General features: G+C 73.0%; 23 protein-coding genes and 2 pseudogenes. 13 read left to right on the plus strand and 12 right to left on the minus strand.

Annotated features, from left to right (window positions below; genetic code table 11):
- Positions 1–98: 98 nt before the first annotated feature.
- Genes SAM23877_RS05135 through SAM23877_RS05145 form a run of 3 tightly spaced genes read right to left on the minus strand, consistent with a single transcriptional unit; the run spans position 99 to position 2,892 of the window.
- A complete protein-coding gene (locus SAM23877_RS05135) occupies positions 99–857 on the minus strand; it encodes a cupin domain-containing protein (protein WP_053127314.1) in 759 nt (252 codons plus the stop codon).
- Positions 851–1,780, minus strand: a complete 930-nt coding sequence (locus tag SAM23877_RS05140) for a DUF6807 domain-containing protein (protein WP_053127316.1) — start codon at positions 1,778–1,780, stop codon at positions 851–853. The genes SAM23877_RS05135 and SAM23877_RS05140 overlap by 7 nt, the downstream gene beginning before the upstream one ends.
- On the minus strand, positions 1,777–2,892 hold the full coding sequence (locus SAM23877_RS05145; RefSeq protein WP_053127318.1) for a Gfo/Idh/MocA family protein: 1,116 nt from the start codon (positions 2,890–2,892) through the stop codon (positions 1,777–1,779). The genes SAM23877_RS05140 and SAM23877_RS05145 overlap by 4 nt, the downstream gene beginning before the upstream one ends.
- Before the next feature lie 205 nt (positions 2,893–3,097).
- Between SAM23877_RS05145 and SAM23877_RS05150 the strand changes: the two genes are divergently transcribed.
- From SAM23877_RS05150 to SAM23877_RS05160, 3 genes are all read left to right on the plus strand, one after another.
- On the plus strand, positions 3,098–3,691 hold the full coding sequence (locus SAM23877_RS05150; protein WP_053127320.1) for a Dps family protein: 594 nt from the start codon (positions 3,098–3,100) through the stop codon (positions 3,689–3,691).
- Positions 3,692–3,815: 124 nt separating this feature from the next.
- Entirely contained in the window at positions 3,816–4,883 is a 1,068-nt protein-coding gene (locus SAM23877_RS05155; protein WP_053142182.1) for an ABC-2 transporter permease, read from the plus strand.
- Between the two features lie 350 nt (positions 4,884–5,233).
- Entirely contained in the window at positions 5,234–6,436 is a 1,203-nt protein-coding gene (locus SAM23877_RS05160) for a cysteine desulfurase-like protein (protein WP_053127322.1), read from the plus strand.
- A 54-nt stretch (positions 6,437–6,490) separates the two neighbouring features.
- On the opposite strand, the gene yicI is transcribed toward SAM23877_RS05160, so the two are convergent.
- Positions 6,491–8,761, minus strand: a complete 2,271-nt coding sequence (gene yicI, locus SAM23877_RS05165; RefSeq protein ID WP_053127324.1) for an alpha-xylosidase — start codon at positions 8,759–8,761, stop codon at positions 6,491–6,493.
- 284 nt (positions 8,762–9,045) lie between these two features.
- Between yicI and SAM23877_RS05170 the strand changes: the two genes are divergently transcribed.
- The 4 genes from SAM23877_RS05170 to SAM23877_RS05185 are packed head-to-tail and all read left to right on the plus strand — an operon-like array spanning position 9,046 to position 13,550.
- Complete coding sequence (locus SAM23877_RS05170) at positions 9,046–10,332, plus strand: ABC transporter substrate-binding protein (RefSeq protein ID WP_053127326.1); 1,287 nt, start codon at positions 9,046–9,048, stop codon at positions 10,330–10,332.
- An 11-nt stretch (positions 10,333–10,343) separates the two neighbouring features.
- Complete coding sequence (locus tag SAM23877_RS05175; RefSeq protein WP_053127328.1) at positions 10,344–11,297, plus strand: carbohydrate ABC transporter permease; 954 nt, start codon at positions 10,344–10,346, stop codon at positions 11,295–11,297.
- A 5-nt stretch (positions 11,298–11,302) separates the two neighbouring features.
- Positions 11,303–12,130, plus strand: coding sequence for a carbohydrate ABC transporter permease (locus tag SAM23877_RS05180; protein WP_053127330.1), 828 nt, complete (start codon positions 11,303–11,305; stop codon positions 12,128–12,130).
- Between the two features lie 40 nt (positions 12,131–12,170).
- On the plus strand, positions 12,171–13,550 hold the full coding sequence (locus SAM23877_RS05185) for a GH1 family beta-glucosidase (protein WP_053127332.1): 1,380 nt from the start codon (positions 12,171–12,173) through the stop codon (positions 13,548–13,550).
- Between the two features lie 67 nt (positions 13,551–13,617).
- On the opposite strand, the gene SAM23877_RS05190 is transcribed toward SAM23877_RS05185, so the two are convergent.
- On the minus strand, positions 13,618–14,859 hold the full coding sequence (locus SAM23877_RS05190) for an ROK family protein (protein ID WP_053127334.1): 1,242 nt from the start codon (positions 14,857–14,859) through the stop codon (positions 13,618–13,620).
- A gap of 164 nt (positions 14,860–15,023) precedes the next feature.
- On the opposite strand from SAM23877_RS05190, the gene SAM23877_RS05195 reads away from it, so the two are divergent.
- The 3 genes from SAM23877_RS05195 to SAM23877_RS05205 all read left to right on the plus strand — a co-directional run bounded on the left by SAM23877_RS05195 (position 15,024) and on the right by SAM23877_RS05205 (position 17,366).
- Positions 15,024–16,196, plus strand: coding sequence for an MFS transporter (locus SAM23877_RS05195; RefSeq protein ID WP_053127336.1), 1,173 nt, complete (start codon positions 15,024–15,026; stop codon positions 16,194–16,196).
- Positions 16,197–16,281: 85 nt separating this feature from the next.
- Positions 16,282–17,040 carry a maleylpyruvate isomerase family mycothiol-dependent enzyme gene (locus SAM23877_RS05200; protein WP_053127338.1) on the plus strand — a complete coding sequence of 253 codons (759 nt, stop codon included), beginning with the start codon at positions 16,282–16,284 and terminating at the stop codon, positions 17,038–17,040.
- 41 nt (positions 17,041–17,081) lie between these two features.
- Entirely contained in the window at positions 17,082–17,366 is a 285-nt protein-coding gene (locus SAM23877_RS05205) for a DUF6332 family protein (protein ID WP_053127340.1), read from the plus strand.
- Here SAM23877_RS05205 and SAM23877_RS05210 read toward each other — a convergent pair.
- From SAM23877_RS05210 to SAM23877_RS05220, 3 genes and pseudogenes are all read right to left on the minus strand, one after another.
- Complete coding sequence (locus SAM23877_RS05210) at positions 17,327–17,992, minus strand: response regulator (protein WP_053127342.1); 666 nt, start codon at positions 17,990–17,992, stop codon at positions 17,327–17,329. The two genes, SAM23877_RS05205 and SAM23877_RS05210, sit on opposite strands and share 40 nt — an antisense overlap.
- A 305-nt stretch (positions 17,993–18,297) precedes the next feature.
- A pseudogene (locus SAM23877_RS05215) lies at positions 18,298–19,512 on the minus strand (sensor histidine kinase); the annotation flags it as partial.
- Between the two features lie 147 nt (positions 19,513–19,659).
- The gene (locus SAM23877_RS05220; RefSeq protein ID WP_053127344.1) at positions 19,660–20,361 is read right to left on the minus strand and encodes a TetR/AcrR family transcriptional regulator; all 702 of its coding nucleotides are present in this window, start codon (positions 20,359–20,361) and stop codon (positions 19,660–19,662) included.
- Between the two features lie 269 nt (positions 20,362–20,630).
- On the opposite strand from SAM23877_RS05220, the gene SAM23877_RS05225 reads away from it, so the two are divergent.
- Positions 20,631–21,083 carry a nitroreductase family deazaflavin-dependent oxidoreductase gene (locus tag SAM23877_RS05225; RefSeq protein WP_053127346.1) on the plus strand — a complete coding sequence of 151 codons (453 nt, stop codon included), beginning with the start codon at positions 20,631–20,633 and terminating at the stop codon, positions 21,081–21,083.
- On the opposite strand, the gene SAM23877_RS05230 is transcribed toward SAM23877_RS05225, so the two are convergent.
- Complete coding sequence (locus SAM23877_RS05230; protein WP_053127348.1) at positions 21,073–22,398, minus strand: geranylgeranyl reductase family protein; 1,326 nt, start codon at positions 22,396–22,398, stop codon at positions 21,073–21,075. The two genes, SAM23877_RS05225 and SAM23877_RS05230, sit on opposite strands and share 11 nt — an antisense overlap.
- Positions 22,399–22,543: 145 nt before the next feature.
- Here SAM23877_RS05230 and SAM23877_RS05235 point away from each other — a divergent pair, with 145 nt between their 5' ends.
- Together SAM23877_RS05235 and SAM23877_RS05240 are read left to right on the plus strand one after the other, a co-directional pair.
- A complete protein-coding gene (locus tag SAM23877_RS05235) occupies positions 22,544–23,899 on the plus strand; it encodes a dipeptidase (protein ID WP_053127351.1) in 1,356 nt (451 codons plus the stop codon).
- A 24-nt stretch (positions 23,900–23,923) separates the two neighbouring features.
- Positions 23,924–24,142: pseudogene (locus SAM23877_RS05240) on the plus strand (MBL fold metallo-hydrolase); the annotation flags it as partial.
- 2 nt (positions 24,143–24,144) lie between these two features.
- Here SAM23877_RS05240 and SAM23877_RS05245 read toward each other — a convergent pair.
- The 3 genes from SAM23877_RS05245 to SAM23877_RS05255 form a co-directional block, all read right to left on the minus strand.
- A complete protein-coding gene (locus SAM23877_RS05245; RefSeq protein WP_053127355.1) occupies positions 24,145–25,188 on the minus strand; it encodes an NUDIX hydrolase in 1,044 nt (347 codons plus the stop codon).
- A 143-nt stretch (positions 25,189–25,331) separates the two neighbouring features.
- Positions 25,332–25,526 carry a hypothetical protein gene (locus SAM23877_RS05250; RefSeq protein ID WP_053127357.1) on the minus strand — a complete coding sequence of 65 codons (195 nt, stop codon included), beginning with the start codon at positions 25,524–25,526 and terminating at the stop codon, positions 25,332–25,334.
- 204 nt (positions 25,527–25,730) lie between these two features.
- Complete coding sequence (locus SAM23877_RS05255; RefSeq protein WP_053127359.1) at positions 25,731–26,684, minus strand: ROK family protein; 954 nt, start codon at positions 26,682–26,684, stop codon at positions 25,731–25,733.
- Between the last annotated feature and the right edge of the window lie 114 nt (positions 26,685–26,798).

Genomic DNA, 26,798 nt, shown 5'->3' on the forward strand with positions numbered 1-26,798 from the left:
ACCCACCCCTTCACACCTCCGCCGCCCTAATGATCCGTTAACTCTGAGGCCCGGCACGGAATCCGGACGTGAACGTTCGCCGCCCCGCCTCCCGTCCGCTACTCCTCCCGGTACGGCGAGGTGGCCCCCGGTACCGCGTACTCGTCCCGGCGTCCGCACATGCCGTAGCCGCCGCGCAGGGTGGGCGCGGCCTCGTACGCGGTGGCGTCGGCGAGGTGGGCCGGGTCGGCGTCGGCGAGTGCGTCGAGCTGTTCGCCGGTGCGCTCGGCGGCGGCCAGCGCACCGGCCCGCCACCGCTCCCGCCAGGCGGGCACCTTCTCGCGCACCAGGCGGGCGGCGGTCCGCTGGAACTCCCGGTACGGGCCGTCGTTCCCGGCGACGAGGGCCTCGCGCAGCGGCAGGTAGCCCTCGACGGCGAGGTCCCTGCGGCGCCGGGCCGCGGCCTCCGTCGCCTGCCCGGTGCCCGGCGGCAGCGCGGCGGCAGCGGCGTACGCCTCCGGCTCGGCCAGCACCTCGGGCGGGAAGGTGAAGACGGAGTCCCCCGCCTCGGGCAGCCCGCCGTTCTGCATCAGCACCGTGACGCGCAGATCGCCGCCCTGCACCATCCGGTGCACGGTGCCCGGTGTGAACCAGACGAGGGAGCCGGGCCGCAGCGGGATCTCCCGGTAGCCGCCGGGGCTCAGCGTCTGCACCGCGCCGCGCCCCGCGGTGACGACGTACGCCTCCGTGCACACCAGGTGCAGGTGCGGGCTGCCGCCGCACACGCCGTCGGCCGACTCCCAGTCGTAGGCGCTCAGGTGGGACAGGCCGACCGCGCCGGGCAGGGGGTGGGGAAGTGGGGGCCGGCCGCTCACCACGGCAGCCCTTCCAGATACGCCCCGACCCGGTCCCGGCCCCAGGCGCCGTCGGCGACCACGATGCGGTACCGGTAGGCGAAGGACTCGCCCGCCGGCAGCTCGAACTCCTCGAAGAAGGCCCAGGAGAACGCCACGGACGGGATCGGCTCGGCGCGCACGAACCAGTGCGAGGGGTGGGCGGCCCGCTTCTCGTCGAGATTCTCGGGCGCGTGCGCGAAGACGACGGTGGAGTGCGCGTCGACGTCGTCGTGCTCGGCGGTGAAGGCCAGCCAGGGGCTCCGGGTCCCCATCAGCTCGGCGGCGCCCGCTTCGGTGCCGGGGGCGAAGGCGGTGCCGCCGGTGAAGTCGCGGGGACCGCGCCACTGGAGTCCGGTGTAACCGGCCATCTCGCGGCCCGCCGTGGTCGGAGAGCCGAACACCAGCGGCTCGGCACGGGTGTTGGTGAGCCGGATCGACCAGTCCAGGACCCAGGCGCCGGCCGTCTCGTCGACCGAGTGGAGGGTCAGGCCGCGCTCCTCGCGGGCCCATTCGGCGCCGCCGTTCTCGATCCAGGTGAGGTGCTCGGTCAGGGCGAACCGGTCGTCCTCCACGGTGAGACCGGGGAAGCCGTCGTGTCGCATCGAGCCGATCCGCTCGGGCAGCGGCAGGTAACCCTCGCCGTGCACGTAGGAGTTGCCGCCCCAGAAGTTCTGGCCGGAGAGGTGACTGGCCGTCATCTGAAGCCCCTTGTGCCAGCGGTGGTCGCTGGGGCGGTACCCGGTGACCGTGCGTCCGGCGAGGGTGCGCACCGGGTGCGCGTAGGGCTTGCGGGACTCGAAGGCCTCCGGGTCGGGGCGGTAGACGTAGCGGAGGATCTCGGTGCCGTTCGCCGCGGTGACCGCGACGTGGTCGCCGTGGGTGTGGGTGACGCTCAGGGTGCTCACGCGCTCTCCCGGGGTGCCCAGTCGGGGTGGCCGCCGTGCATGGCGGCGTGGAAGGGGTCGCCGGGGACGATCTCCCCCGCGAGGACCGGTTTCCCGGTGAACGCCGCCTTGTAGAGGGCCGCGGCGAACTCCAGCGTGGCGCGGGCGTCGCGGCCGCTGCCGGGCGGTCTCGCTCCCGCGTCCCGGGCGTCGAGCACGGCACCGAGCTGCTCGGTGTGCGAGCTGGGCACGTCCGCCGGCGGCGTGCGCCAGGCGGCGGCGCGTCCGGGGTCGACGTGCCGGGCGGGGGTGTACCTCCAGTCGTCGTTGCGGTGGCCGTACAGGTGGGTCAACTCGACCGTCGCGTCGGCGCAGTCGATACGGACCCGGCTCACCTCGTCGGGCGAGAGCACGCTGTTGACGACGGTCGCCAGGGCGCCGTTCGCGAAGCGCACCAGCGCCGTGGACACGTCCTCGCTCTCGGTGTCGTGGACCAGGCGCGAGGCCATGGCCCGCACCTCCGCCCAGGGGCCGAGGAGGTGCAGCAACAGGTCGTACTGGTGGATGCCGTGGCCCATCGTCGGACCGCCGCCCTCGGTGGCCCAGCGTCCGCGCCACGGTGCGGCGTAGTAGGCGGCGTCGCGGTGCCAGGTCGTCTGGCAGTGCGCGACCAGCGGGGCGCCCAGCTCGCCGCGCGCGATCAGGTCACGGGCGTGCGCGGCGCCGGAGCCGTACCGGTGCTGGAAGACGACGGAGGCGTACGCGCCGGACGCCTCCTCGGCCGCCGCGATGTCGTCGTACTCGGCGAGCGAGAGGCACAGCGGCTTCTCGCACAGCACCCAGGCGCCCGCCTTGAGAGCCGCCACCGTCTGCTCCCGGTGCAGGGACGGCGGCGTGCCGACGAGGACGAGGTCGGGGCGTACGGCGTCCAGCATGGCGCCCATCGAGGTGTGCCCGGCGACGTCCCCGCCCGCCCGGTCCCGGAAGGCGTCGAGCCGGGCCCGGTCCACGTCCACGGCGGCCACCAGTTCCGTGCGGTCGGCGTGGACGCGCAGGGCGGGCAGGTGGCCGCCGGTGACGATGGCACCGGTGCCGACCACGGCGACTCGGCGGCGGGCGGGGCGTGGGGCCATGCGGTCCTCCTCGGACGCCGGCGCACGACAGTCACGCACCCGGCTAGAAAGCGCTTTCTCCACGACAGACCCTAGGCGGAGGGCGAACGGACGGACAACCCCCCAGCGTTTGCGGGCCCGGCGCGCGGCTGGTCGACTGGCGCGGGGGGACCGGCACCGGCCGTACCGCGCCGGCGCACTCTTCCGCCCGCGAAGGAGCTCAGGCGTGAGCAACCCCGAGTCGTCGTCCGTGGATCACCGGTCCGACGGCAGCCAGCCCTGGCTGCACCAGAAGGGCCGGGTCATCCAGGAGTTCGGCACCGTCAAGCAGTTCCCGGTGGCGCTGAGCATGGAGACCCGCCTCTACTCCTGCCAGCGGCTCAACAGGGTCCTGGCGGACTCCCGGATCCTGCACGACCTGTACAAGAAGTACCACTGGCTCATGCGCGGGGCGACGTTCTACCCACTGCACCTGCTGCTGGACAAGCACGCGGGCGAGCAGCTGGAGCTGATCGACACGATCGCCGAACGCGTCCAGACGCTCGGCGGTGTCGCGATCGGCGACCCCCGGCACGTCGCCGAGATCACCGCCGTGCCGCGTCCGCCGGACGGGGTGGAGGAGGTACCGGCGATGCTCTCGCGGCTGCTCGAGGCGCACGAGCTGATCCTGACCGACTGCCACGACGCCGCGGCGCGCACCCAGGAGTACGGCGACGACGGCACCAACGACGTCCTCGTCTCCGACGTCGTGCGCACCAACGAGCTCCAGGCGTGGTTCGTGGCGGAGCACCTGGTGGACACCCCGCTGGTGCGCGCCTGACGCGGTCCCCCACGCCCCCCGGCGGGCCCGCCGGGGGAAGCCGTCACGCTCCGTGCTCCCCCGGGCGCGGGCGCTCTTGATGCCCTTTCACCGAGGCTGTGGAAACGTCCGGGGCATGCCCCACATGTCCCACGGCGCCCATGCCCAGCCTCCGACGCGCGGGCAGCGGTGGTCCACGTTCCGGCAGTCGCCGTTCTGGCCGGCCACCGTGCTGGTGCTCATCCTCGCCGCCGCGGCGGGGCTCTTCGCGGGTTCGTACACGTACTCGATGGCGGATCCGACGCCGCGTTCGATCCCCACGGCCGTGGTCGGCTCCTACGAGGAGGCCCGGGGACGGGCCTTCCTGGACGGCCTGGAGAAGGCGCTCAACGCCTCGGTCAAGGTGCGCGCCTACGACAGCACGGCCGAGGCCCGGGAGGCGATCCAGGACCAGGAGGTCTTCGGGCTCTTCGAGTTCCGCGGCGACGGCCGCACCGCCGTGCTGGACCTGTCCAGCGCGTCGGGTGCCTCGGTCGCCGAGGTGCTCGCCCAGACGGCACCGGCGGTGGGGCGCGAGACGGGCGTGCGGGTCACCGTCCGGGAGGTCAACCCGCTGCAGGAGGGCGACCCGCGCGGGCTGGCTATCTTCTACATCTCCCTGGCCGCCGTGATCATCGGCTTCGTCGGGGCGATCCAGCTCAGCGTGCACGCGCGCTCGCTGACCCCGTTCGAACGCATCCTGTTCACGGTGGCCTACGCGCTGCTCGGCGGGTTCGCCATCGCCGCGACGGTGGACTGGCTGCTGGACGCGCTCGACCTGCCGTTCGTCGAGTCGTGGCTGATCCTGGCGCTCACCCTGTTCGCGTCCGGCATGGTCTTCACCATGTTCAACACCCTCTTCGGGCGCTGGGCGATGCTGCCGACGTGGGGGCTGATGGTGCTGCTCGGCAACCCCTCGTCCGGCGGCGCGGTGTCCTGGCCGCTGCTGCCGTCCCCGCTGGGGGCGATCGGCCAGTGGCTTCCGCCCGGGGCCTCGGTCAACGCCCAGCACACGGCGGTGTACTTCCAGGGCCACCAGCACGCCTTCCCCTTCCTGGTGCTGGGCGGATGGGCGTTGCTGTCCTGCGCGGTCTTCTGGACCTGGCGGCACCGTCATCCCGGCGGCCGGGACAAGGAACCGCCGGAGCCGGCGTCGGAGGCCGCCGCGGCCTGAGGGCCCCCGGAGAGGGTCCAGGGGCACGGCACGCCGTCCGGAGAGAGCGGGCCGGGGGCGGGGGGCGGACGTGCCGGCGCTGCGGCGCGGTCGTGCTGCCGATGCGCGGCGCGGTCCGGCCGGCGTCACGTCAGGTCCGGGCGGGCGGGCGGGCGCGGACCGTGCCGGCCACCGAGGGCCCGTCCGACCCTGTCGTCGGCCCGACGTGGCTGCGATCATGTGGCCGGAGTCGCGGGCGCGGCTCGGGGTCCGGCCCGGCCGTACGGCGTACCCGCCGTCCCGGCCGGAGAACCGCGTCGCCCGCCCCTCCTCCTCCGTCCGTCCGGCCCCCATGTCCCTGGAGTTGAGCCATGGCCCTTGACGTCGCCGCGATCCGCGCGCGCGTGCCCGCCCTGAATTCCGGTACCGCACGGTTCGACGCGCCCGGCGGCACGCAGACGCCGCAGCCGGTGATCGACGCGATCGCCGCGGCGCTGACCGTCCCGCTCGCCAACCGGGGACGCAACACCGAGGGCGAACGCAACGCGGACCGGATCGTCACCGAGGCCCGCTCCGCCCTGGCCGACCTCCTCGGCACCACGCCGGGGACGGTGGTCTTCGGGCGCAGCGCCACCCAGCTCGTCTACGACCTGTCCCGGACGCTGGCCAAGGACTGGGGGCCGGGCGACGAGGTGGTGGTCACCCGGCTCGACCACGACTCCAACATCCGGCCCTGGGTGCAGGCGGCGGAGTCGGTGGGGGCGACCGTGCGGTGGGCGGACTTCGACCCGGCCACGGGCGAGCTGCTGCCCGAGCACGTCGAGGCGGTGCTCGGCGCGCGGACCAGGCTGGTCGCGGTGACCGCCGCGTCCAACCTGATCGGGACCATGCCCGGCCTGCCGGCCCTCGCCTCCCTCGCGCACGCGGCCGGGGCGCTCTTCCACGTCGACGCGGTGCACTACGCCTCGCACGCCGTGGTGGACCTGGCGGCGATCGGCGCGGACACCCTGGTCTGCTCGCCGTACAAGTTCCTCGGGCCGCATCTGGGTGTGCTCACCGGCCGGGCGGAGCTGCTGGAGTCGCTGCGCCCGGACAAGCTGCTGCCGTCCGCCGACACCGTGCCCGAACGGTTCGAGCTGGGCACGCTGCCCTACGAGTCGCTGGCCGGGGCGCGGGCGGCGGTGGACTTCCTCGCGGAGCTCGACCCGCAGGCCCGTGGCTCCCGCCGGGACCGCCTGGTCGCCTCCTTCGCGGCACTTCAGGCCCACGAGGACGCCCTGCGCGAGCGGATCGAACGCGGGCTGGCGGACCTCGGCCGGATCACCGTGTTCTCGCGGGCCGCCCGGCGCACGCCGACCCTGCTGTTCACCGTGGCGGGGCTGCGCCCGGCCGAGGTGTACCGGCGACTGGCCGAGGCGGGGGTCGACGCGCCCGCCGGCTCCTTCTACGCGGTGGAGGCCGCACGCCACCTGGGACTCGGTGACGAGGGCGGCGTACGGGTCGGGCTCGCGCCGTACAGCAGCGAAGACGACGTGGACCGGCTCCTGACGGCGCTGGGCGCCCTGGAACGCTGACGTGGGCGCGGGGCGCGGCGGCACGCCGTCCGCGTGCCGCCGCGCCACCCGGTCTCACGCCAGCGGTACGGCGACCTCCCCGCTGCCCTGCGCGCTCGCACCGCCCGCGACGCGCACGGTGAACGGCCGGTCGGTGCCGTTCGCGGTGACCCGCAGGGTGTCGCCGTCACGCCGCACCCGGAAGGTCGCGGCCGGTGTGCCCAGCAGGTCGGGCACGGTGACCTCGGCCGTGTAGCCGGACGAGGCGGGCGGGTGGACCAGCAGGGTCGGGGCGTCCAGCCAGTCGCCGTCGGGGCGCCGGTCGTCGGAGGCCAGCGGCAGGGCGGCGCCCTCGCGGACGTACAGCGGCAGACTGTCGTAGCCGTGGCGTTCGGTGCGCCAGGCCGGCCCGGTGACGCGCTCGCCGGACAGCAGGTGCGTCCAGGTCCCCTCGGGGAGGTAGACCTCGACCTCCCCGTCCTCGGTGAAGACCGGGGCGACCAGGAGGTCGGGGCCGAGCATGTACTGGCGGTCCAGCGTCCGGCAGCCCGGGTCGTGCGGGTACTCCAGGACCATCGGCCGCATCATCGGCACGCCGGTGCGGTGGGCCTCGGCGGCGACGCCGTACAGGTAGGGCATCAGGCGGTGCTTGAGGAGGGTGAAGCGGCGGGCGACGTCGACCGCCTCCTCGCCGAACTCCCACGGCACCCGGTAGGACGAGGAACCGTGCAGCCGGCTGTGTGAGGAGAGCAGGCCGAAGGCGAGCCAGCGCTTGAAGACCGCCGGGTCGGGCGTGCCCTCGAAGCCGCCGATGTCATGGCTCCAGAAGCCGAAGCCGCTCAGCGACAGGGACAGGCCGCCCCTGAGCGACTCGGACATCGCCTCGAAGGAGGACCAGCAGTCGCCGCCCCAGTGGACCGGGTACTGCTGGCCGCCCGCGGTCGCGGAGCGGGCGAAGAGCACGGCCTCGCCCTGTCCGCGTTCCTTCTCCAGGAGTTCGAAGACGGTGCGGTTGAAGAGGTGGGTGTAGTAGTTGTGCATCCGCTCGGGGTCGGAGCCGTCGTGCCAGACGACGTCGGTGGGGATGCGCTCGCCGAAGTCGGTCTTGAAGCAGTCCACACCCTGGTCGAGCAGCGGCTTGAGCTTCCCGGCGAACCAGTCCCGGGCCGCGGGGCTGGTGAAGTCGACCAGCCCCATCCCGGCCTGCCACAGGTCCCACTGCCAGACGTCGCCGTCCGGCCGGCGCACCAGGTGTCCGAGGGCGGCGGCCTCGTCGAAGAGGGGGGACTTCTGGGCGATGTACGGGTTGATCCAGACGCTGACCTTCAGGCCCTTGGCCTTGAGCCGGGCGAGCATGCCGTCCGGGTCGGGGAAGACGTCCGGGTCCCACCGGAAGTCGCACCACTGGTACTCGCGCATCCAGAAACAGTCGAAGTGGAAGACGGTCAGCGGGATGCCCCGCTCGGCCATGCCGTCGACGAACCGGGTCACCGTCTCCTCGTCGTAGGAGGTGGTGAAGGACGTGGTGAGCCAGAGGCCGAAGGACCAGGCGGGCGGCAGGGCGGGGCGTCCGGTGAGGGCGGTGTAGCGGGCGAGGACGTCCTTCGGGGTGGGGCCGGCGACGACGTAGTACTCCAGCGTCTGGTCCTCGACGCTGAACTGCACCTGGCCGACGGACTCGGAGCCGATCTCGAAGGAGACGGCGCCGGGGTGGTTGACGAAGACGCCGTAGCCCCGAGAGGAGAGGTAGAACGGGATGTTCTTGTAGGCCTGCTCGCTGCTGGTACCGCCGTCGGCCTGCCACATGTCGACGACCTGGCCGTTCTTCACGAACGGGGTGAAGCGCTCGCCCAGGCCGTAGATCTGCTCGCCGACGCCGAGCGAGAGCCGGCTCAGCATGTGGTGGGCGCCGTCGCCGGTGGTGGCGAACGCGGTGCCCTTGGCGTTCGCGCGGGTCAGCTCGCGCCCGTCCGCGTCGAGGAAGGCGAGGCCGAAGGGCCCCTCGCGGTCCAGGCGGAGGGTCAGCGGGCCGCTGGTCAGCTCGGTGACCGTGTCGTCCTCGCGCACCGTCCCGGTACCGTCCGCCGCGCCGGCCAGGGCGAAGTCGGGGCCGGGCCGGCGCTTTCCGGCGTGGTGGGTGACGCGGACGCCGATGACGCCCTCGGCGGGAGAGAAACACTCGACCGTGAGGAGCGGCGCGTTGAGCGTGTCCCCCCTCCGCGTCACCTTCTTCACGGCGGCATGCGCGGTGAAGCGCTTCGATTCGGGGCGCACATCGCGTACCTCGGTCGCGTACGAGAGATGCACGCCCTCACGGATGAGCCAGAAGCCGTCGGTGAACTTCATGATCTTCCTCGGGTGCGGCGGGAGCTGTCGGATGGGGAGCACGGGGGCCGTCTCACAGCATTTTGATCGTACACAAAACAAAACCGCAGGCCGAGCCCTTCGCACCGACCTCACCGCTTTGAACAGGGAGTATCACCGACAAGAACAGGCCCCTCACCCCCCGGAGCGAAGAGAGGGGGGCCACTTTCCTCTAGCGCGACAGCACGTCCTTGACGTATTAGTCATCCCATCAAACAAAACGGTCCGGCAGGGAAGCCGGACGGTACGACAGCAAGGGCCGCACCATGTCGAAGCGCTTCACTTCGCTCGCCTTGACAGCACACCCTCCTGCCGCCAGGCACCGCGAGCGAGGACCCTCACGCCGCGTCGTCGCCCCGTTCGCCGCCGTCACCGTGCTGGTCGCCGGGGTGGCGCTCACCGGCTGCGGCCAACAGCGCGACGCCGATGTGTACACCGTGCTGAACTCCTCGACCGACGAGTCCTACCACCGCTGGGACGCGGAGGCGATGGCCCGGTGCGGTGAGCGGCTGGGCGTCACCATCGAGCAGCAGAGCGTGCCGGCCGCCCAGGTGATGACCAAGGCACTGCGGATGGCGTCGTCCAAGTCGCTCCCCGACGTCGTGCAGTTCGACGCGTCCGAGATGCCGACGTTCGCCGACGCGGGCGGCCTGGTCGACCTCAGGTCCCTCGGCCTGAGCACCGACGACATCCCCGAGGGCATCGTCGACTTCGGCTCGTACGAGGGCACCTACTACGGCGCGGCCCGGTCGGTGAACACCCTGGCGCTGTTCTACAACAAGGACGTCCTCGACGAGGCGGGCGTCGAGGTCCCCACCACGTGGGCCGAGCTGCGGGAGACCGCGAAGGAGCTCACCCGGGGCAAGCAGTACGGCCTGGCGCTGAGCGCGGGCGGCGCGGAGGACGGGGTCTTCCAGTTCACGCCGTTCATGTGGTCCAACGGCGGCGACGAGACCGACCTCGACAGCCCGCAGGTCGTCGAGGCCCTGGACTACTGGAAGGGCCTGCTGAAGGACCGTTCCCTGTCGAAGTCGACGGTCAACTGGACGCAGGCGGACGTCAACGACCAGTTCATGGCCGGCAACGCCGCGATGATGATCAACGGACCGTGGCAGGTGGAGACCCTCAACGCCGAGGAGTCGCTGCACTGGGGCATCGCCCCCATCCCCGTGCCCGAGGCCGGCGAGGACTCGGTGGGCCCGCTGGGCGGCGCCGTGCTCACCGTGCCGAACACCGGTGACGAGGCGCGGGAGAAGACCGCCGGGAAGATCGTCGCCTGTCTGTCCAGCGAGAAGGAGCAGCTGACCTACGCGCTCAACAGCTGGATGGTCCCGGCCAACGCCGAGGCCGCGGAGGTCTGGCGCGAGCGGGTGCCGGAACTGGGCTCCCTCGCCGACCAGGTGGCCGTCGCCCGCTCCCGGACGGCGCAGCTCGGCGCCGGCTGGTCGAGCGTGTCGCTCGCCCTGCAGAGCGCCTTCCAGTCCGCCCTGACCGGCCAGTCCAGTGAGACCGCCCTGAAGCGCGCCCAGCAGCGGGCCACGAGCGGGAACTGAGGTACGCGCCCATGACCACGTCCACCGTCACCGCACAGACGCCCGCGAAGGCGTCCGCGCCGGCCGCCGCGCCGGACCCCGCCCGGGCCGCGCGCCGGCGCCGGCTCACCCAGTGGGGGTTCGTCGCCCCCGCCGTCGTCTTCATGCTGCTGTTCTTCGGCTACCCGCTCGTCCGCAACGTCGTGATGAGCTTCCAGCACTACACGCCGAAGACCTTCTTCACCGGTGAGGCGCCCTTCAACGGCACCGACAACTGGTCCAACGTGTTCCAGGACGCCCTGTTCGGCAAGGCGCTGTGGCACACCCTCGTGTTCACCGCGGGCTCGCTGGTCGGGCAGTTCTGCATCGGGATGGCGCTCGCGGTGTTCTTCAGCCGCCGGTTCCCGCTGAACGGCGTGCTGCGCTCGCTGATCCTGCTGCCCTGGCTGGTGCCCATGGTGGTGTCCGGCATCGTCTGGCGGCGCATCCTCGACCAGGACACGGGCGTGCTCAACTCCTTCCTGGACACCCTCGGCGTCGGCGGCGGCACGCCCTGGCTGACCAGCCCCGAGATGGCGCTGCTGTCGGTGATCCTGGTCAACATCTGGATCGGCATCCCGTTCAACATGGTCATCCTGTACGGCGGCCTGCAGGAGATACCGAAGGAACTGCACGAGGCGGCCGCGCTGGACGGCGCCTCGGCGTGGCGGACCTTCCGCTCGGTCACGCTGCCGGTGCTCAAGCCCGTCATCACGGTCGTGCTCGTGCTCGGCTTCATGTCGACGGTGAAGATCCTCGACCTGATCCTCGCCCTCACCGACGGCGGTCCGGCCGACGCCACCCAGACGCTGGGCACGCTCACGTACCAGAACTCGTTCGTGCAGCTCGACTTCGGCGCGGGCGCCGTGGTCGGCAACGTACTCATCCTGATCTCCGCCGTGTTCGCGGTGTTCTACCTGCGGGCCAACCGCACCGAGGGGAAGTGACGTCCATGGCCGCCCACCCGCCCACCGCCTCCCGGCGCCGCTGGGGTTCCACCGTCGCCGGCGTTCTCGTCCTCGGCGTGATGCTGTTCCCGCTGTACTGGATGCTCAACACCGCGCTCCAGCCCGAGTCGGGGCTGCTCCAGGTCGACCCGGTGCCGGGCAGCCTGGACCTGTCCGGTTTCTCCAAGGCCATCAGCGACCAGGGAGGGCACCTGCTGACCTCCCTGGCCGTCTCGCTCGGCGCGGTCGCCATCTGCCTGGCGATCTCGGCGCCGGCGGCGTACGGGCTGGCGCGGTTCGGGCTGCGCGGCTCGCGCACGATCGTGTTCGGCACGCTGATCACCCAGATGGTGCCGGGCATCGTCATCGCCAACGCGCTCTACAACTCCTACGTCGACCTGGGCCTGGTCAACTCCTACTTCGGTCTGATGCTGGCGGACGCCTCGCTGGGCATCCCGTTCTCCATCGTGCTGATGCGGTCCTTCATGGTGTCGATCCCGGGCGAGGTGATCGAGGCCGCGCAGATCGACGGCGCCGGGCCGGTGCGGACGTTCACCCGGGTCGTGCTGCCGATGAGCCGCAACTCGCTGATCACGTCCGGGTTGTTCGCCTTCCTGTTCTCGTGGAGCGACTTCATGTTCGCGCTCACCCTGAACACGACCGACGAGGTGAAGCCCATCACGCTGGGCATCTACCAGTACATCGGCGCGCACGTCGGGGACTGGGGTTCGGTGATGGCCGCGTCCGTGCTCTCCGCGGTGCCCGCGGCGGTCCTGCTCGTCCTCGCCCAGAAGTACATCGCCGCCGGGATCACCGGCGGTTCCGTCAAGTGACCCTCGTACACCCCGTTCACATGGAGATGAGCCCCACAGCATGAGTGAGTACCCCAGCTTCCCGCCCGGCTTCGTGCTCGGCGCCGCGACCGCCTCGTACCAGATCGAGGGCGCGGCGCGGGAGGACGGCCGCGGTCCGTCGATCTGGGACACCTACAGCCACACCCCCGGTCTGGTGGCGAACGGCGACACCGGCGACGTGGCCTGCGACCACTACCACCGCTACCGGGAGGACGTGGCGCTGCTGCGCGACCTGGGCGTGGACTCCTACCGCTTCTCGATCGCCTGGCCGCGCATCGTGCCGGAGGGCTCCGGCGCGGTGAACCCGAAGGGCCTGGACTTCTACTCCCGCCTGGTCGACGAGCTGCTCGCGGCGGGCATCGAGCCGGCCGCCACCCTGTACCACTGGGACCTGCCGCAGGCCCTGGAGGACCGGGGCGGCTGGCGGGTGCGGGAGACGGCGGAGCGGTTCGCCGAGTACACGGCCGTGGTCGCGGAGCACCTGGGCGACCGGGTGCCGCGCTGGATCACCCTCAACGAGCCGTGGTGCAGCTCCTTCCTCGGCTACTCCATCGGCCGGCACGCCCCCGGCGCCAAGGAGGGCCGGGGGGCCTTGGCCGCCGCGCACCACCTGCTGGTCGGACACGGGCTGGCCGTGGGGGCGCTGCGCGCGGCCGGGGTGCGCGAGGTCGGCATCACGCTCAACCTGGACCGCAACCTGCCGGCCACCGACTCCCCCGCCGACCTGGCGGCCGTGGTCCGCGCCGACACGCAGCACAACCTGGTGTGGACCGAGCCGATCCTCGCGGGCCGCTACCCGGCCACCGAGGAGGAGACCTGGGGCGAGCTGATCACCGGCGCGGACTTCCGGCTCGACGGCGACCTGGAGCTGATCTCCCGGCCGCTGGACTTCCTCGGCGTCAACTACTACCGGCCGATCGTGGTCGCCGGCGCCCCGCACCGCGAGAGCGACCCGGCGCGGCGGGTGGCGACCGACAACCGCTACGAGGAGGTACGGCTGCCCGGCGTCCGGGAGACGGCGATGGGCTGGCCGGTCGTCCCCGACAGCTTCACCGAGCTGCTGGTACGGCTGAAGAAGCAGTACGGTGACGCGCTGCCGCCGATCCACATCACGGAGAACGGCTCGGCGGAGGACGACGCGCCCGCGGCCGACGGCGCGGTGCACGACGCCGACCGCGTCGCCTACCTGCGCGACCACCTCCGCGCGCTGCGGGCGGCGATGGACGCGGGCGTGGACGTACGCGGCTACTACGTGTGGTCGCTGCTGGACAACTTCGAGTGGGCGTACGGCTACGACAAGCGTTTCGGCATCGTCCGGGTCGACTACGACACCCAGGAGCGCACGCCCAAGGACAGCTACCGCTGGTACCGGGAGATGATCGCCGCGAACCGCGGGTGACGTACCGCGCGGGGGCCGCCGGGCGGCCCCCGCGACGGTTCGCCGCGCGCCCGCGTACGCCGCCGCGTCAGCCCGCCTCACGCTCCGCGTACGCCGCCGGGTCGGCCAGCACCTCACGCACGATCACGCCGGCCGCGCCCCGGGCCGCGTCGCCCAGGGACGAGGAGGCGCGCAGCCGCTTCCCGTCCTCGCTCCACAGCCCGGACACGACGCGCAGGGCGAGTTCACGGTCGACGGCGGGCGCGAGCCAGTCCATCAGCTCTCGGTAGACGCCTCCGAGCATCACCGCGTCGGGGTCGAAGAGGTTCACCGCGCCCGACACCACGACGCCCAGTCGCCGCCCGGCCTCCTCGATCGCCGACAGCGCGGCCGCGTCGCCCCGCCGGGCGCGGCGTTCGAGTTCGGCGACGCCCTGCACGCCCGCGTCGGCGTCGAGGCCCGCGGCCCTCAGCAGCGCGCCCTGTCCGGCGTACTGCTCCAGACAGCCGCGCGCCCCGCACCGGCACAGCGGCCCGTCCGGGTCGACGACCATGTGCCCGATCTCTCCGGCGAAGCCGTGCGCACCGCGCAGCAGCTCGCCCCGGAGCACCAGCGCGCCGCCGACGCCGATCTCGCCGGTCAGGTACAGGAAACTGCGGACGCCCTCGGTGCCGGCGCCGAACCACAGTTCGGCGAGGGCGGCGGCGTTGGCCTCGTTGTCGGAGCTGACCGGCAGGGGCCGGTGGGCGGGGCGCAGCGCGAGCAGGGCGTGGGCGAAGAGGCCCTCCACGGCGACCCGCTGCCAGCCGAGGTTGGGGGCCTGGCGCACGGTGCCGCCCGTGACCAGGCCGGGCAGCGCGACGTGGGCGCCGGCCGGCACCAGGTCCTGCTCGGCCGCCGAGCCGATGGCGCGCGCCGCCAGCCGGGCCGCGCGGGCCAGTACGTCGGCCGGCTGCGCCCCGCGGTTGTCGAAGTGCTCCACGAGCCGCACCCGGTCGGTGCCGGCCAGGTCCACGACGCAGACGGCGATGTAGTCGATGTTGACCTCGACACCGAGACCCGCGGGACCCGACCGGGACACCTTCAGGACGGTGCCGGGCCGGCCCGCCTGACCGCTGCTGGTCTTGCCCCACTCGGAGACGAAACCGAACTCCAGCAACTGCTCGACCAGGGAGGACACCGCCGCACGGGTGAGTCCGACATGCGTGGCGACCCCGGCCCGGGTCGCCTCCCCCGCGTCGTGCACGGCTCTCAGGACCAGGCTGAGGTTGTGCCGTCTGACCGAGGCCTTGTCGGCCTTCGGGCCCAGGGGGGTGAGGTTGTTCTTCATGGTGGTGTCGAGCGTATGCGACGCCCGGTGCGGGGCCGCGCCCCTGCCCGTAGGGCCGATGAAACCCCTTGCCGTCTCACCGATGAAACCCCTTGCCGTCTCCCCGTCCCCGCCCCTAGCCTCACTTTGTGCCGCAAATAAACAAACCCCGATCGCACAACGCCGTGCCGGGCTCCCGCAACGACCTCACCCGCCTCCGCATCGCCCTGACCGCCTTCTTCGCCCTCGACGGCTTCGTCTTCGCCGGCTGGGTCGTACGGATTCCCACCATCAAGGAGCAGACCGGAGCCTCGGCCAGCGCCCTGGGGCTGGCGCTGCTCGGCGTCTCCGCGGGTGCCGTCGTCACCATGACCCTCACCGGGCGGCTGTGCCGCCGCTACGGCAGCCATCCCGTCACCGTCGTCTGCGCGGTCCTGCTCTGCCTCAGCGTCGCCCTGCCCCCGCTCACCCACTCCGCCCTCGCCCTCGGCGCCGTACTGCTGGTGTTCGGCAGCGCCTACGGCGGTATCAACGTCGCCTTCAACAGCGCCGCCGTCGACCTGGTGACGGTGCTGCGGCGCCCGATCATGCCGAGCTTCCACGCTGCCTTCAGCCTCGGCGGCATGGTCGGCGCGGGGCTCGGCGGGCTCGTCGCCGGGTCGCTGTCGCCGCTGCGGCACCTGCTCGGCCTCACCCTGATCGGCCTGGTCGTCACCCTGTTCGCGGGCCGCGCCCTACTGCGCTGCGAGCCCGCCGCGCCACCGGACCGCGGGGCCGAGGACGACGGCGCCCCGCGCCGGCTGGACGGCCGTACCCGCCGCCTCGTCATCACGTTCGGGCTGATCGCCCTGTGCACGGCGTACGGCGAGGGCGCCATGGCCGACTGGGGGGCCCTGCACCTGGAGCAGGACCTCGACGCGTCGCCGGGCATGGCGGCGGCCGGCTACTCCTGCTTCGCGCTCGCCATGACCGTGGGCCGGCTGACCGGTACGACGCTGCTGGAGCGACTCGGCCGCACCACCACGGTCGTGGCGGGCGGTACGACCGCCGTGGCCGGGATGCTGCTCGGCTCGCTCGCCCCCTCCGTGTGGGCCGCGCTGTTCGGCTTCGCGGTCACCGGCCTCGGTCTCGCCAACATCTTCCCCGTCGCGGTGGAACGGGCGGGCGCGCTGGGCGGACCCAGCGGCGTCGCGACCGCGTCCACCCTGGGTTACGGCGGCATGCTGCTCGGGCCGCCCGCCATCGGTTTCATGGCCGACTGGTTCTCCCTGCCGGCCGCGCTCACCAGCGTGGCGGCGCTCGCGGCGGTGGCGGTGCTCGTGGCCGTCGCCACCCGGCACGCGGCGGTCCCGGACTGAGCCGGGGAGTCCGTGCCCGGGCGTTCCCGCCCACCCGCTCCGTCCGTCTCCCTTCGAGGGCGCTCCATCCGGCACACTCGCTGCCATGGAGACCACCGCGTTCGTCGAAGCCCTGCACCGTGAGGGCGACTTGCTGGCCACGGCCGCCGAGCTCGCCGGCACCGACGCCAAGGTGCCGACCTGCCCCGGCTGGCAGGTGCGGGACCTGCTCCGGCACACGGGCATGGTGCACCGCTGGGCGGCGGCGTTCGTCGCCGAGGGCCACACCGGTCCCCGGCCGGACGGCGGCCTGCCCGACCTCGACGGCAGCGCCCTTGTCGCCTGGTTCCGGGAGGGGCACGGGCGGCTCGTCGACACCCTCGCCGGCGCGGCGCCCGACGTGCGCTGCTGGCACTTCCTGCCCGCACCGTCACCGCTGGCGTTCTGGGCCCGGCGCCAGGCGCACGAGACGACCGTGCACCGCATCGACGCCGAATCGGCCAGGGGCGGCGAACCCACCCCCGTCGGCGTCGACCTGGCGGTGGACGGCATCGACGAGTTGCTGTGCGCCTTCCACGCCCGTCCGAAGAGCGCCGTGCGCACCGAGACACCCCGCACGCTGCGGGTGCGGGCGACGGACTCGCCCGGCGCCGTGTGGACCGTCCGGCTGTCGACGCAGGCACCGGTGACGGAGCGCGGGGACGCCGGGGACGCCGGGGACGCCGGGGACGCCGACTGCGAACTGGCCGGGCCCGCCGCACGGCTCTACCCCGCCCTCTGGAACCGCTCCCCGTTCCCGGAGGTGACCGGCGACGCCTCCCTCGCCGCGTTGTGGCGCGAGAAGTCGTGTGTCACCTGGAATTGAGCCCGGCCGGTGAAGACGCGCGCACCGGGGAGACTGTCCGTATGGACATCCCCGGGGGACGACGTACGCAGGGCGAACGGGACGCGATCACGATCGAGATCGGATACGCGCTGTGCAGCGCGGTCTTCGCGGCGGCCGTGCTGTTCGGGGCCGTGGCGGGACCGGCGTACCTCTTCGGTCCGCCCCCGGGTGTCCGGAGCCTGCTCATCGGCTCGGGCACCGTGCTGGCCGTCGTGGTGTTCCTCGCCCGCGTGGTGAGCGTGCTGGTGCGGTTCGACCGAGGGGATCAGCCCAGCCAGCCCGGCCGCACCAACCCCGACTCGTAGGCCAGGACGACCAGTTGGGCCCGGTCCCGGGCGCCCAGTTTGACCATCGTGCGGCTGACGTGGGTCTTGGCGGTGAGCGGGCTGACGACCAGGCGCCGGGCGATCTCCTCGTTCGACAGGCCGATGCCGACCAGGGCCATCACCTCCCGCTCCCGCTCGGTCAGCCGGGCCAGCTCGCCGGCTGCCGCGGGTTCCTTGGAACGGGCCGCGAACTCGGCGATCAGGCGGCGCGTCACACTCGGCGAGAGCAGCGCGTCTCCGGCGACCACCGCCCGTACGGCACGCAGCAGTTCCTCCGGCTCGGTGTCCTTGACCAGGAAGCCGGAGGCGCCGGAGCGGATCGCCTCGAAGACGTACTCGTCCAGTTCGAAGGTGGTGAGCATGACGACCTTCACGTCCCGCAGCCCGGCGTCCCCGGTGATCCGTCGGGTCGCCGCCAGGCCGTCGAGCAGGGGCATGCGGATGTCCATCAGGACGACATCGGGACGCAGTTGCCGGATCGCGCGCACCGCCGCCTCACCGTCGGACGCCTCTCCGACCACCTCGATGTCCGGCTGCGCGTCCAGCAACGCCCGGAACCCGGCCCGTACCAGTGACTGGTCGTCGGCGAGCAGTACACGGATCACCGGTCCTCCTCCTTGGCGTTCTCGACGGGGGTGTCCTCTTCGGGGGCGTCCTCTTCGGGGGCGTCTTCTTCGGGGGCGTCCTCGACGCGCTTCACGTGAGGGGGGTGGGGCGCGTCGTGGACGGGGGGTGTGTCGTGGGCGCGGGCCGGCTCATGGGCGGGGAGGGCGTCGTGAGCGCGGACCGCGTCGTGAGGGGGCGTGACGTCTTCGGCGGGGGGCGTTTCATGGGCGGGCCTCGTCTCGTCGGCGGGCCTCACCTCCTCGGCAGGCTTCCTCTCGTGAGCGAGGGTCGCGTCACCGGCGGGCCTCACGTCGATCGGCAGGGTCGCGCGTACCCGGAAGCCGCCGTCGGGGCGCGGGCCCGCCTCGATGGTGCCGCCCAGCGCCGCCGCCCGCTCCCGCATCCCGGCCAGCCCGTTGCCGCTGCCGCCCGCCTCCGCGCCGGTGGCGGGCCCGTCGTCGTCGACGCGCAGCCGCAGCGTGCCGCCGTCCCGCCCGAGACACACCCGCGCCCGACGTGAACCCGAGTGCCGTACGACGTTGGTGAGGGCCTCCTGGACGATGCGGAACGCGGCCAGATCGGTGCCCGGCGACAACCGCGGCGGCTTCCCCTCGACCTCGACGGTGAGGCCGGCACCCGCCGCCTGCTCGACCAGCTCCGACAGCCGGTCGAGGCCCGGGGCCGGCGCGCGCGGCGCGTCTCCGGGGGCGCGGAGGGTGTCCAGGACCTGACGCACCTCGCCGAGCGCCTCCTTGCTCTGGGCCTTGATGGTGGTGAGCGCGGTGCGCGCCTGTTCGGGGTCGGCGTCGAGCAGGGCCAGCCCGACGCCCGCCTGCACGTTGATCACGGAGATGCTGTGGGCGAGGACGTCGTGCAGTTCCCGGGCGATCCGCAGCCGCTCCTCGTCCGCGCGCCGCTCGGCGGCCCTGGCCCGCTCCGCCCGCTCCCGCGCCCATTGCTCGCGCCGGGCCCGGGCCAGCTCCGACAGTGCCACGATCGCCACCACCCAGGTGGCGATCACGATCTCCTGCCCCCAGGACGCGGCCGCGTCCCCGGGCGGCGGCAGCCATCGGTAGAGCCAGTGCGACAGCAGGGCCGACGCCGCCCACATGGCCGCCATCGCCGCCCATGCCTCCCGGCGCCGCCCGGCGACGACCGCGCTGAAGCAGGCCACCGCGACGGCCACGAACACCGGCCCGTACGGGTAACCGGCGCACAGGTAGACCAGGGTGGCGCCCACCGTGCCGAACACGACGGGCACCGGGTACCGCTGCCGCCACAGCAGAGCCGCTCCCGTCAGGAGCAGCAGCACGCGCGCCGGGGGGTCCAGCGCGACCCGCTCCCCCTCTTGGCCATGGGCGGCGAAAGTGGACCCGACCAGCATGAACGCCGTGAGCAGCACGGTGGAACGCCAGGGCCACCGCGGGCGGGGCTCCGCAGCACCCCGGCGGTCCCACCACGGAGGCCCGTACCGCCACCACCGCGGCGACCCCGCCCCGCGCCCACGCCGTACGTCCATGTCCGCCACGCTAGACGCCGCGCGCCGGGGTCGGCGTCACCCGCCCGTGGTGGTCACGCGTACTCCCGGCGAAGTACGCCTCGCCCCCGCGTGTCCGTCTTCCCCGTCCATGCGGTGCGCCGCCGGTGTCGGCACACGGAGCCTGCCTCAGCCCGAAGGGAAGACCAGGCCCACCGCGTGGGCGAGCCGCTCCGCCGCATGGCGGAAGAACGCCTCCCGGTCCTCCACGACCCGGTTGAACTGTCCGAACACCTCGAAGCCGACCAGTCCGAACAGCTCGGCCCAGGCCGCCACGAACGCCGTCACCGTCTCCGGCGGCAGATCGGGGGCGAGATCCGCGGCCATCCGGTGGGCCTCGGGACGCAGTTCGGCGGGCAGCGGGGGCTTGGCCAGACCCGGTCCCCGATGGGCGTCGCGCACGATGCCCAGGAACACGTAGGCCACCCGGGCGGCGGCGGGGATGGTGTCCGCCGGTGCGCTGTAGCCGGGCACCGGCGATCCGTAGATCAGCGCGTACTCGTGGGGGTGCGCCAGCGCCCAGGTGCGCACCGCCTCGCACACCGCGGTCCAGCGGCGGATGGGCCCGGTGCCGGCCGCCGCCTCGTGCGCGGTCTCGGCGGCCTCGCCCAGCGAGTTGTAGGCGTCGATGATGAGGGCGGTCAGGAGGTCGTCGCGACTGGGGAAGTAGCGGTAGAGGGCGGACGATGCCATGCCCAGTTCGCGGGCCACTGCCCGCAGCGAGAGCTTGGCGGCGCCCTCGGCCGCGAGCTGTGCGCGCGCCTCGTCCTTGATGGCGGCGGTGACCTCGATCCGGGCGCGGGCGCGGGCGCCGTGTGCGGTGCTGCTCATGCGGTCCAGTGTTCCACGCCTCCGGAGCAGTGCACACAAACGAGAGCGCCGCGCGCTTTAGAGAGCGCTGCACGCCTTGGAGAGCGCCGCGCGCGTTGGAGAGCAGCGCACGCCAGAGAGAGCAGTGCTCTTGCTTTTCCCTGCCGACCACATGCACACTGGAGACACGAGCGAGAGCAGTGCTCACAAAAGAGATCGCCGCTCACGCAAGAGAGCGCCGATCTCGGCGTCATGGCGACCATGGCGCCTCACCGACCTGGGGGTCACCGATGTCGTCAGCGACGTACTACCGCAAAGGCAGCAAGGCCAACGTCCGGCTCAACAGCGTCATCGGCTGGCTGGCCCGGCACGGTCTCAGCCTCGCCGGCGCCGCGGAGATGTCCGTCCGCGGCCGCAAGAGCGGACAGATGCAGCGCATCCCGGTGAACCCGCACACCCACGGCGACGGGCAGTACCTCGTCTCGGCCCGCGGCCACTCCCAGTGGGTGCGCAACATGCGCGTCGCCGGGGGCGGGGAACTGCGCGTCGGGCGCCGGATCCGCTCCTTCACCGCGGTGGAGCTTCCCGACGAGGAGAAGCTCCCGATCCTGCGGACCTACCTGGAGAAGTGGGGCTGGGAAGTGAACCAGTACTTCCAGGGCGTCACCGCCACGTCCTCCGACGAGGAGATCGTCGCGGCCGCCGAGGACCACCCGGTCTTCCGGATCGAGGTCAGGGACTGACCTCGTCGCCCGCGGTGCCCGCGGCGTCCGGACCACGGCTCGGAGCACCCGCGCCGCCCGCGGAGCCGGCGGCACCAGCGCCACCACCGGACTCCTCCGTACCCGCGGAACGCCGGTCTATCGCCGCCAGCGCCCGCTGCGCCAGCGGGTGGCCGCGGACCAGCTCACCCAGCGAGGTCGAGCCCTGCGTGATGTCCCTGAAGGCCTTCCAGGCCGGACGGAACCCGGTCAGGGCGGCGTGGAAGAGCCCGGGCCTGCGTTCGAACACCGTCAGCATCCGCTTGCCGACGCTCATCTCGACGCCGAGTCCGGCCTTGATCGCGAAGGCGTAGTTCAAGGCCTGCTTGCGGGCGTCCACGGCGTCGTGCGCCTCGGAGATGCGCACCGCCCACTCCCCCGCGAGCCGCCCCGAGCGCAACGCGAAGGAGATGCCCTCCCGCGTCCACGGCTCCAGCAGCCCCGCCGCGTCCCCGCAGACCAGGACCCGGCCGCGGGACAGCGGCGAGTCGTCGGCACGGCAGCGCGTCAGATGGCCGGAGGAGATGCTCGGTTCGAAGCCGGCGAGGCCGAGCCGGCCGACGAAGTCCTCCAGGTACCGCTTGGTCGCCGCGCCCTCACCGCGCGCCGAGATGACACCGACCGTCAGCGTGTCGCCCTTGGGGAAGACCCAGCCGTAACTGCCGGGCATCGGACCCCAGTCGATGAGCACCCGCCCCTTCCAGTCCTCGGCGACGGTCTCCGGCACCGGGATCTCCGCCTCCAGGCCGAGGTCGACCTGGTCGAGCTTCACCCCGACGTGCGCCCCTATCCGGCTGGCGCTGCCGTCGGCGCCGACGACCGCCCTCGCGAGCACCGTCTCGCCGCCCTGCAGGACGACGGCGACCGTGCGCCGGTCCGGCACCGCCGACCCGTGCTGCTCCACCCGGGTCACCGTCGCCCCGGTGCGCAGCTCGGCGCCCGCCTTCTGGGCGTGCTCGACGAGCTGCTGGTCGAACTCGGGCCGGTTGATCAGCCCGAACAGCATCTGCCGGGAGCGCCGGGTCCGGGTGAACCGCCCGTTGTTCGAGAAGGTCACCGCGTGCACGCGGTCCCGGAAGGGCAGTTCGAAGCCGGGCGGCAGGGTGTCGCGCGAGGGACCGATGATGCCGCCGCCGCACGTCTTGTAGCGGGGCAGCTCCGCCTTCTCCAGCAACAGCACGCGCCGCCCCGCGACCGCCGCCGCGTAGGCGGCCGAGGCCCCCGCGGGTCCCGCGCCCACCACGACGACGTCCCAGACCTGACGCGCGTCGTCCGCCGAAGAGTTCTCGCTGCTCACGATGGTCTACTGCTCCGATCAAACCGCATGCCGCACCTGACCCCCGCATCCTACGGCGGGCATCGCCGCAGGCCACTGTGGGAGGATCGGGCCCGTCATTCCAAGTACTCCTTGGTACAACGTCGCACCCACAAGGAGCGTGCCCATGTCGTCGAACACGGTCGCCGAGACCGTCTCCTCCCTGATGCCGAGGGCGAAGGAGGAGCTCGCCGCGCTGGTGGCCTTCGCATCGGTGGCGGACTTCGACCAGTTCCCGCGCAGCGAGAGCGTGGGCGCCGCCGAGTGGATAGCCACCGCGCTGCGCGCCGAGGGCTTCCAGGACGTGGACCTGCTCGACACGCCGGACGGCACGCAGTCGGTCTACGGATACCTGCCCGGACCCGAGGGCGCGAGGACGGTGCTGCTCTACGCGCACTACGACGTGCAGCCGCCCCTGGACGAGGCCGGCTGGGACTCCCCGCCGTTCGAGCTGACGGAGCGCGACGGCCGCTGGTACGGGCGCGGTGCGGCCGACTGCAAGGGCGGCGTGCTGATGCATCTGCTCGCGCTGCGCGCTCTGAAGGCCGACGGCGGTGTGCCGGTACACGTCAAGGTGATCGCCGAGGGTTCGGAGGAGCAGGGCACGGGCGGCCTGGAGCGGTACGCCGAGCAGCACCCCGAGTTGCTCGCCGCGGACACCATCGTCATCGGCGACGCGGGCAACTTCCGGGTCGGGCTGCCGACGGTCACCTCGACGCTGCGCGGCATGACCCTGGTCTGCGTGAAGGTCGACACGCTCGAAGGCAACCTGCACTCGGGCCAGTTCGGTGGCGCGGCCCCCGACGCGCTGGCCGCCCTGATCCGCGTCCTGGACTCGCTGCGCGCCGAGGACGGTTCGACCACCGTCGACGGTCTGGCGGCGGACAGCCGCTGGGAGGGCCTGGAGTACGACGAGGAGCAGTTCCGTCGCGACGCCCGGGTGCTCGACGGCGTGGAACTGATCGGCTCCGGCCCCGTCGCCGACCGGCTCTGGGCGCGCCCTGCCGTCACGGTGCTCGGCATCGACTGCCCGCCGGTCGTCGGCGCCACCCCCTCGGTGCACGCGAGCGCCCGCGCGCTGGTGAGTCTGAGGGTGCCGCCGGGCGTGGACGCCGCCGAGGCCACCAAGCTGCTCCAGGCCCACCTGGAGGCGCGTACGCCGTGGGGCGCCCGGGTCGGTGTCGAACAGGTCGGTCAGGGCCAGCCGTTCCGCGCCGACACCACCAGCCCCGCCTACCAGGCCATGGCGGACGCGATGGCGGTGGCGTACCCGGGACAGGAGATGCAGTACGCCGGTCAGGGCGGCTCCATCCCGCTGTGCAACACCCTGGCCGCGCTGTACCCGCAGGCGGAGATCCTGCTGATCGGGCTGAGCGAGCCGGAGGCGCAGATCCACGCGGTGAACGAGAGCGTGTCCCCCGAGGAACTGGAGCGGTTGTCGGTGGCGGAAGCCCTGTTCCTGCGCAACTACGCGGCGAGCTGAGCCCGCCCCGGTCGCGGTCGGGACGGCGTGCTGTTCACGGGGGACGCGATCGCCGCGTCACCGGTCGACGGCAGGGTGATGCTCGGCGTGTTCCACGTCGACCGGGACCGCGTCGTCGCCTCCTTCGGGCGGTTGGCGGGCCTCGAAGCGGAGGTGGCCTGTTTCGGTCACGGCGACGCCGTGACCGCCGGGGCCGGCGACGCGCTGCGGGCCTCGGGCCGGACGTACGGGGCGGTCGGCTGACGTCAGCCGACCGGGGTGCCCGCCTCCAGGTACAGCGCCGCTCCGCGTTCCCGGGCCCGCAGGGCCCAGCGCAGCCGCTGGTAGCGGACCGGGGGGAGGAGACCGGCCGCCTCGTCCTCGGTGACGAAGCGCCAGGCGCGCAGTTCGGGGCCGGGCAGCAGCACCCGCGCCGCGTCGGCGGGGTCGAGCCGGCCGCCGTCGAAGAGCAGGCGCAGACCGCCGTAGCCGGGGGGTACGGGCGCCTCCCAGTCGACGACCAGCAGGGCGGGTACGTCGTCGAGGCGTATCCCGGTCTCCTCGGCGACCTCGCGCATCCCGGCGCGGGCGGGCGCCTCTCCGGGTTCGACGACGCCGCCGGGGAACTCCCAGCCGGGTTTGTACGTCGGGTCGACGAGCAGCACCCGGTCCCGCTCGTCGAAGAGGAGCACACCGGCGGCGGTGGTCTCGGCGGTGGGCTCGGGTGTCTGCACGATGTCGCAGGCCGGCACGGAGCCGGTGCCGACGGCCTCGGCGATCCGGGCGGCGGCCTCGTACGGTGTGAGGGCGCCGGTGTCGATCGGGTGGGCGTCGGTGGTCAGCCAGGAGGCGAGGGCGGTCCGGTACGGCTCTATGTGATCGTACGAGCACCGCCGTACGCGTATCTCGCCGTCGAGTGCGCCCTCGGGTGTCTCGCGGCCCGCTGTCCGCTCCCGCAGGATCGTTTCCGCCGGAGCCAGCAGGATGTGCCGGACCGCGATCCGGCGGGCGGCGAGGCCGCCGAAGATCTCGTCCCGGTACTCCTGGCGCAGCAGGGTCATGGGCACCACGAGCGTCCCGCCGAGCTCGGCGAGCATCGCGGCCGCCGTGTCGATCACCAGGCGGCGCCAGATCGGCAGATCCTGGAAGTCTCCGGTTTCCGCGAGGCGTTTGGGCGGCAGCAGATGCGCGAGTGCGCCGCCGATCACCTCGGGGTCGAAGAGTGTGCTGTTCGGGATCAGTTCGATCAGTTCCCGTGCGGTGGTGGTCTTCCCCGCACCGAACGCGCCGTTGATCCAGACGACGGTCACAGGTCCCCCTCTTCTGTTGGCCCCCTGTGGCTTGCCCGCTCCACCCTGCCACGGAAACCAGGCCCAGTTGAGGGCGTACGACAGCGGCGCCGGCGCCCCCTGGGGAGGCACCGGCGCCGTGCGGTACGACGTGGCCCGCCGCGTCAGCCCAGCTGCTCGAGGGTGTCCTCGTCCACGCTCAGGCTCTCGACGGCGACGGTGTCCTGGACGGTGCTGACGGTGTCCTCGACGTCGAGGCCGAGCGGGAGCCCGCCCGGGGCGGAGTGGGACGGGCTGACGGCCGCGACGACGAAACCGGTGGCCAGGGAGGCGATGGCGAGCATGCTGCGCTTCTTCATGCCTGCTTCAACTGCGCCGCGGCGCCCAGGTCACGGGCCGATGCGCCGGAGCCGGTGAATCGATCATCCGCCCGCCGTACCGGGCGCCGGAAGACGCCGCCGCCGTCCCGGCAGGCTCCGGGCGCGGTCGGCCGCTGGGCGACGGGCTCCGGCGCGATGGAACTCCCGCCCCCCTGTGTTCGGCCCGCACGCCTCGCGCTCGGCTCAGACCCCCGCCGGGGTCACCCCGGCCGTCCTCTGGAGCGCCGCGGCCGCGGCGCCCACCAGCCCCGCGTCCGTCCCCATCTGGGCCGGCACCACCGCCAGGCGCTGGACGAAGGACAGCGTCGCGTAGTCGGTCAGGGCCTTGCGCAGGGGGGCGAAGAGGACGTCCCCCGCCTTGCCCACACCCCCGCCGACCACCGCGATGTCGATCTCGACGAGGGTCGCGGTGGCCGCGATACCGGCGGCCAGAGCCTGCGCGGCCCGTTCGAAGGACGCCACGGCGACAGGGTCGCCCCGCCGGGCCGAGGCGGCGACCGCGGCGGCGGAGGTGTCGCCGTCCGGGCCGGGACGCCAGCCGGCGTCCCGGGCGCGCCGCGCGATGTTGGGGCCGCTCGCTATGCGTTCCACGCAGCCGCGCGCCCCGCACGGGCAGGGGTCACCGTCCAGGTCCACGCTGATGTGGCCGATGTGCCCGGCGTTGCCCGTCGGGCCCGGATGGAGCCGTCCGTCCAGGACCAGGCCGCCGCCGACGCCCGTCGAGACCACCATGCACAACGCGTTGTCGTGCCCGCGGGCGGCGCCCTGCCAGTGTTCGGCCGCCGTGATGGCCACCCCGTCGCCGATCAGCTCGACGGGCAGGCCACCGGCGGCGGCGCGGACCCGCCGGACCAGCGGGTAGTCGCGCCAGCCGGGCACGTTCACCGGGCTCACGGTGCCGGCGGAGGCGTCCACCGGGCCGGCGCTGCCGATGCCCACGGCCGTGGCCCGCCCCCACAGCGATGACGCCGCCAGCTCCCCGATGACGGCCTCGACGGCCCGCATCACGGTGTCGCCGTCCTCCCGGGCGGGCGTCGCACGCTGCGCGCGGGCCTGGATGCGGCCGTGGCCGTCCACCAGCGCCCCGGCGATCTTGGTGCCGCCGATGTCCAGCGCTGCCACGAGATCGGTGTGCATCAGAGTCGGATCTCCCCGTCGGACCGAAAAAGAAAAAGGACGAACCACGAGCACGCAGCAGACCGGCCCCCGGGTGGGGGACGAGGACCGGAGAGTGCGATGAACAGTGTCTCC

Origin of the sequence: Streptomyces ambofaciens ATCC 23877, assembly GCF_001267885.1 — a bacterium.
Classification (GTDB): Bacteria; Actinomycetota; Actinomycetes; order Streptomycetales; family Streptomycetaceae; genus Streptomyces; species Streptomyces ambofaciens.

Bases quoted from the DNA above. Each gene is read 5' to 3' on its own strand.
- SAM23877_RS05145 (WP_053127318.1), bottom strand. From the start codon at position 2,892: ATGGCCCCACGCCCCGCCCGCCGCCGAGTCGCCGTGGTCGGCACCGGT.
- SAM23877_RS05155 (WP_053142182.1), top strand. From the start codon at position 3,816: ATGTCCCACGGCGCCCATGCCCAGCCTCCGACGCGCGGGCAGCGGTGG.
- SAM23877_RS05160 (WP_053127322.1), top strand. From the start codon at position 5,234: ATGGCCCTTGACGTCGCCGCGATCCGCGCGCGCGTGCCCGCCCTGAAT.
- yicI (WP_053127324.1), bottom strand. From the start codon at position 8,761: ATGAAGTTCACCGACGGCTTCTGGCTCATCCGTGAGGGCGTGCATCTC.
- SAM23877_RS05170 (WP_053127326.1), top strand. From the start codon at position 9,046: ATGTCGAAGCGCTTCACTTCGCTCGCCTTGACAGCACACCCTCCTGCC.
- SAM23877_RS05175 (WP_053127328.1), top strand. From the start codon at position 10,344: ATGACCACGTCCACCGTCACCGCACAGACGCCCGCGAAGGCGTCCGCG.
- SAM23877_RS05180 (WP_053127330.1), top strand. From the start codon at position 11,303: ATGGCCGCCCACCCGCCCACCGCCTCCCGGCGCCGCTGGGGTTCCACC.
- SAM23877_RS05185 (WP_053127332.1), top strand. From the start codon at position 12,171: ATGAGTGAGTACCCCAGCTTCCCGCCCGGCTTCGTGCTCGGCGCCGCG.
- SAM23877_RS05190 (WP_053127334.1), bottom strand. From the start codon at position 14,859: ATGAAGAACAACCTCACCCCCCTGGGCCCGAAGGCCGACAAGGCCTCG.
- SAM23877_RS05200 (WP_053127338.1), top strand. From the start codon at position 16,282: ATGGAGACCACCGCGTTCGTCGAAGCCCTGCACCGTGAGGGCGACTTG.
- SAM23877_RS05205 (WP_053127340.1), top strand. From the start codon at position 17,082: ATGGACATCCCCGGGGGACGACGTACGCAGGGCGAACGGGACGCGATC.
- SAM23877_RS05220 (WP_053127344.1), bottom strand. From the start codon at position 20,361: ATGAGCAGCACCGCACACGGCGCCCGCGCCCGCGCCCGGATCGAGGTC.
- SAM23877_RS05225 (WP_053127346.1), top strand. From the start codon at position 20,631: ATGTCGTCAGCGACGTACTACCGCAAAGGCAGCAAGGCCAACGTCCGG.
- SAM23877_RS05235 (WP_053127351.1), top strand. From the start codon at position 22,544: ATGTCGTCGAACACGGTCGCCGAGACCGTCTCCTCCCTGATGCCGAGG.
- SAM23877_RS05250 (WP_053127357.1), bottom strand. From the start codon at position 25,526: ATGAAGAAGCGCAGCATGCTCGCCATCGCCTCCCTGGCCACCGGTTTC.
- SAM23877_RS05255 (WP_053127359.1), bottom strand. From the start codon at position 26,684: ATGCACACCGATCTCGTGGCAGCGCTGGACATCGGCGGCACCAAGATC.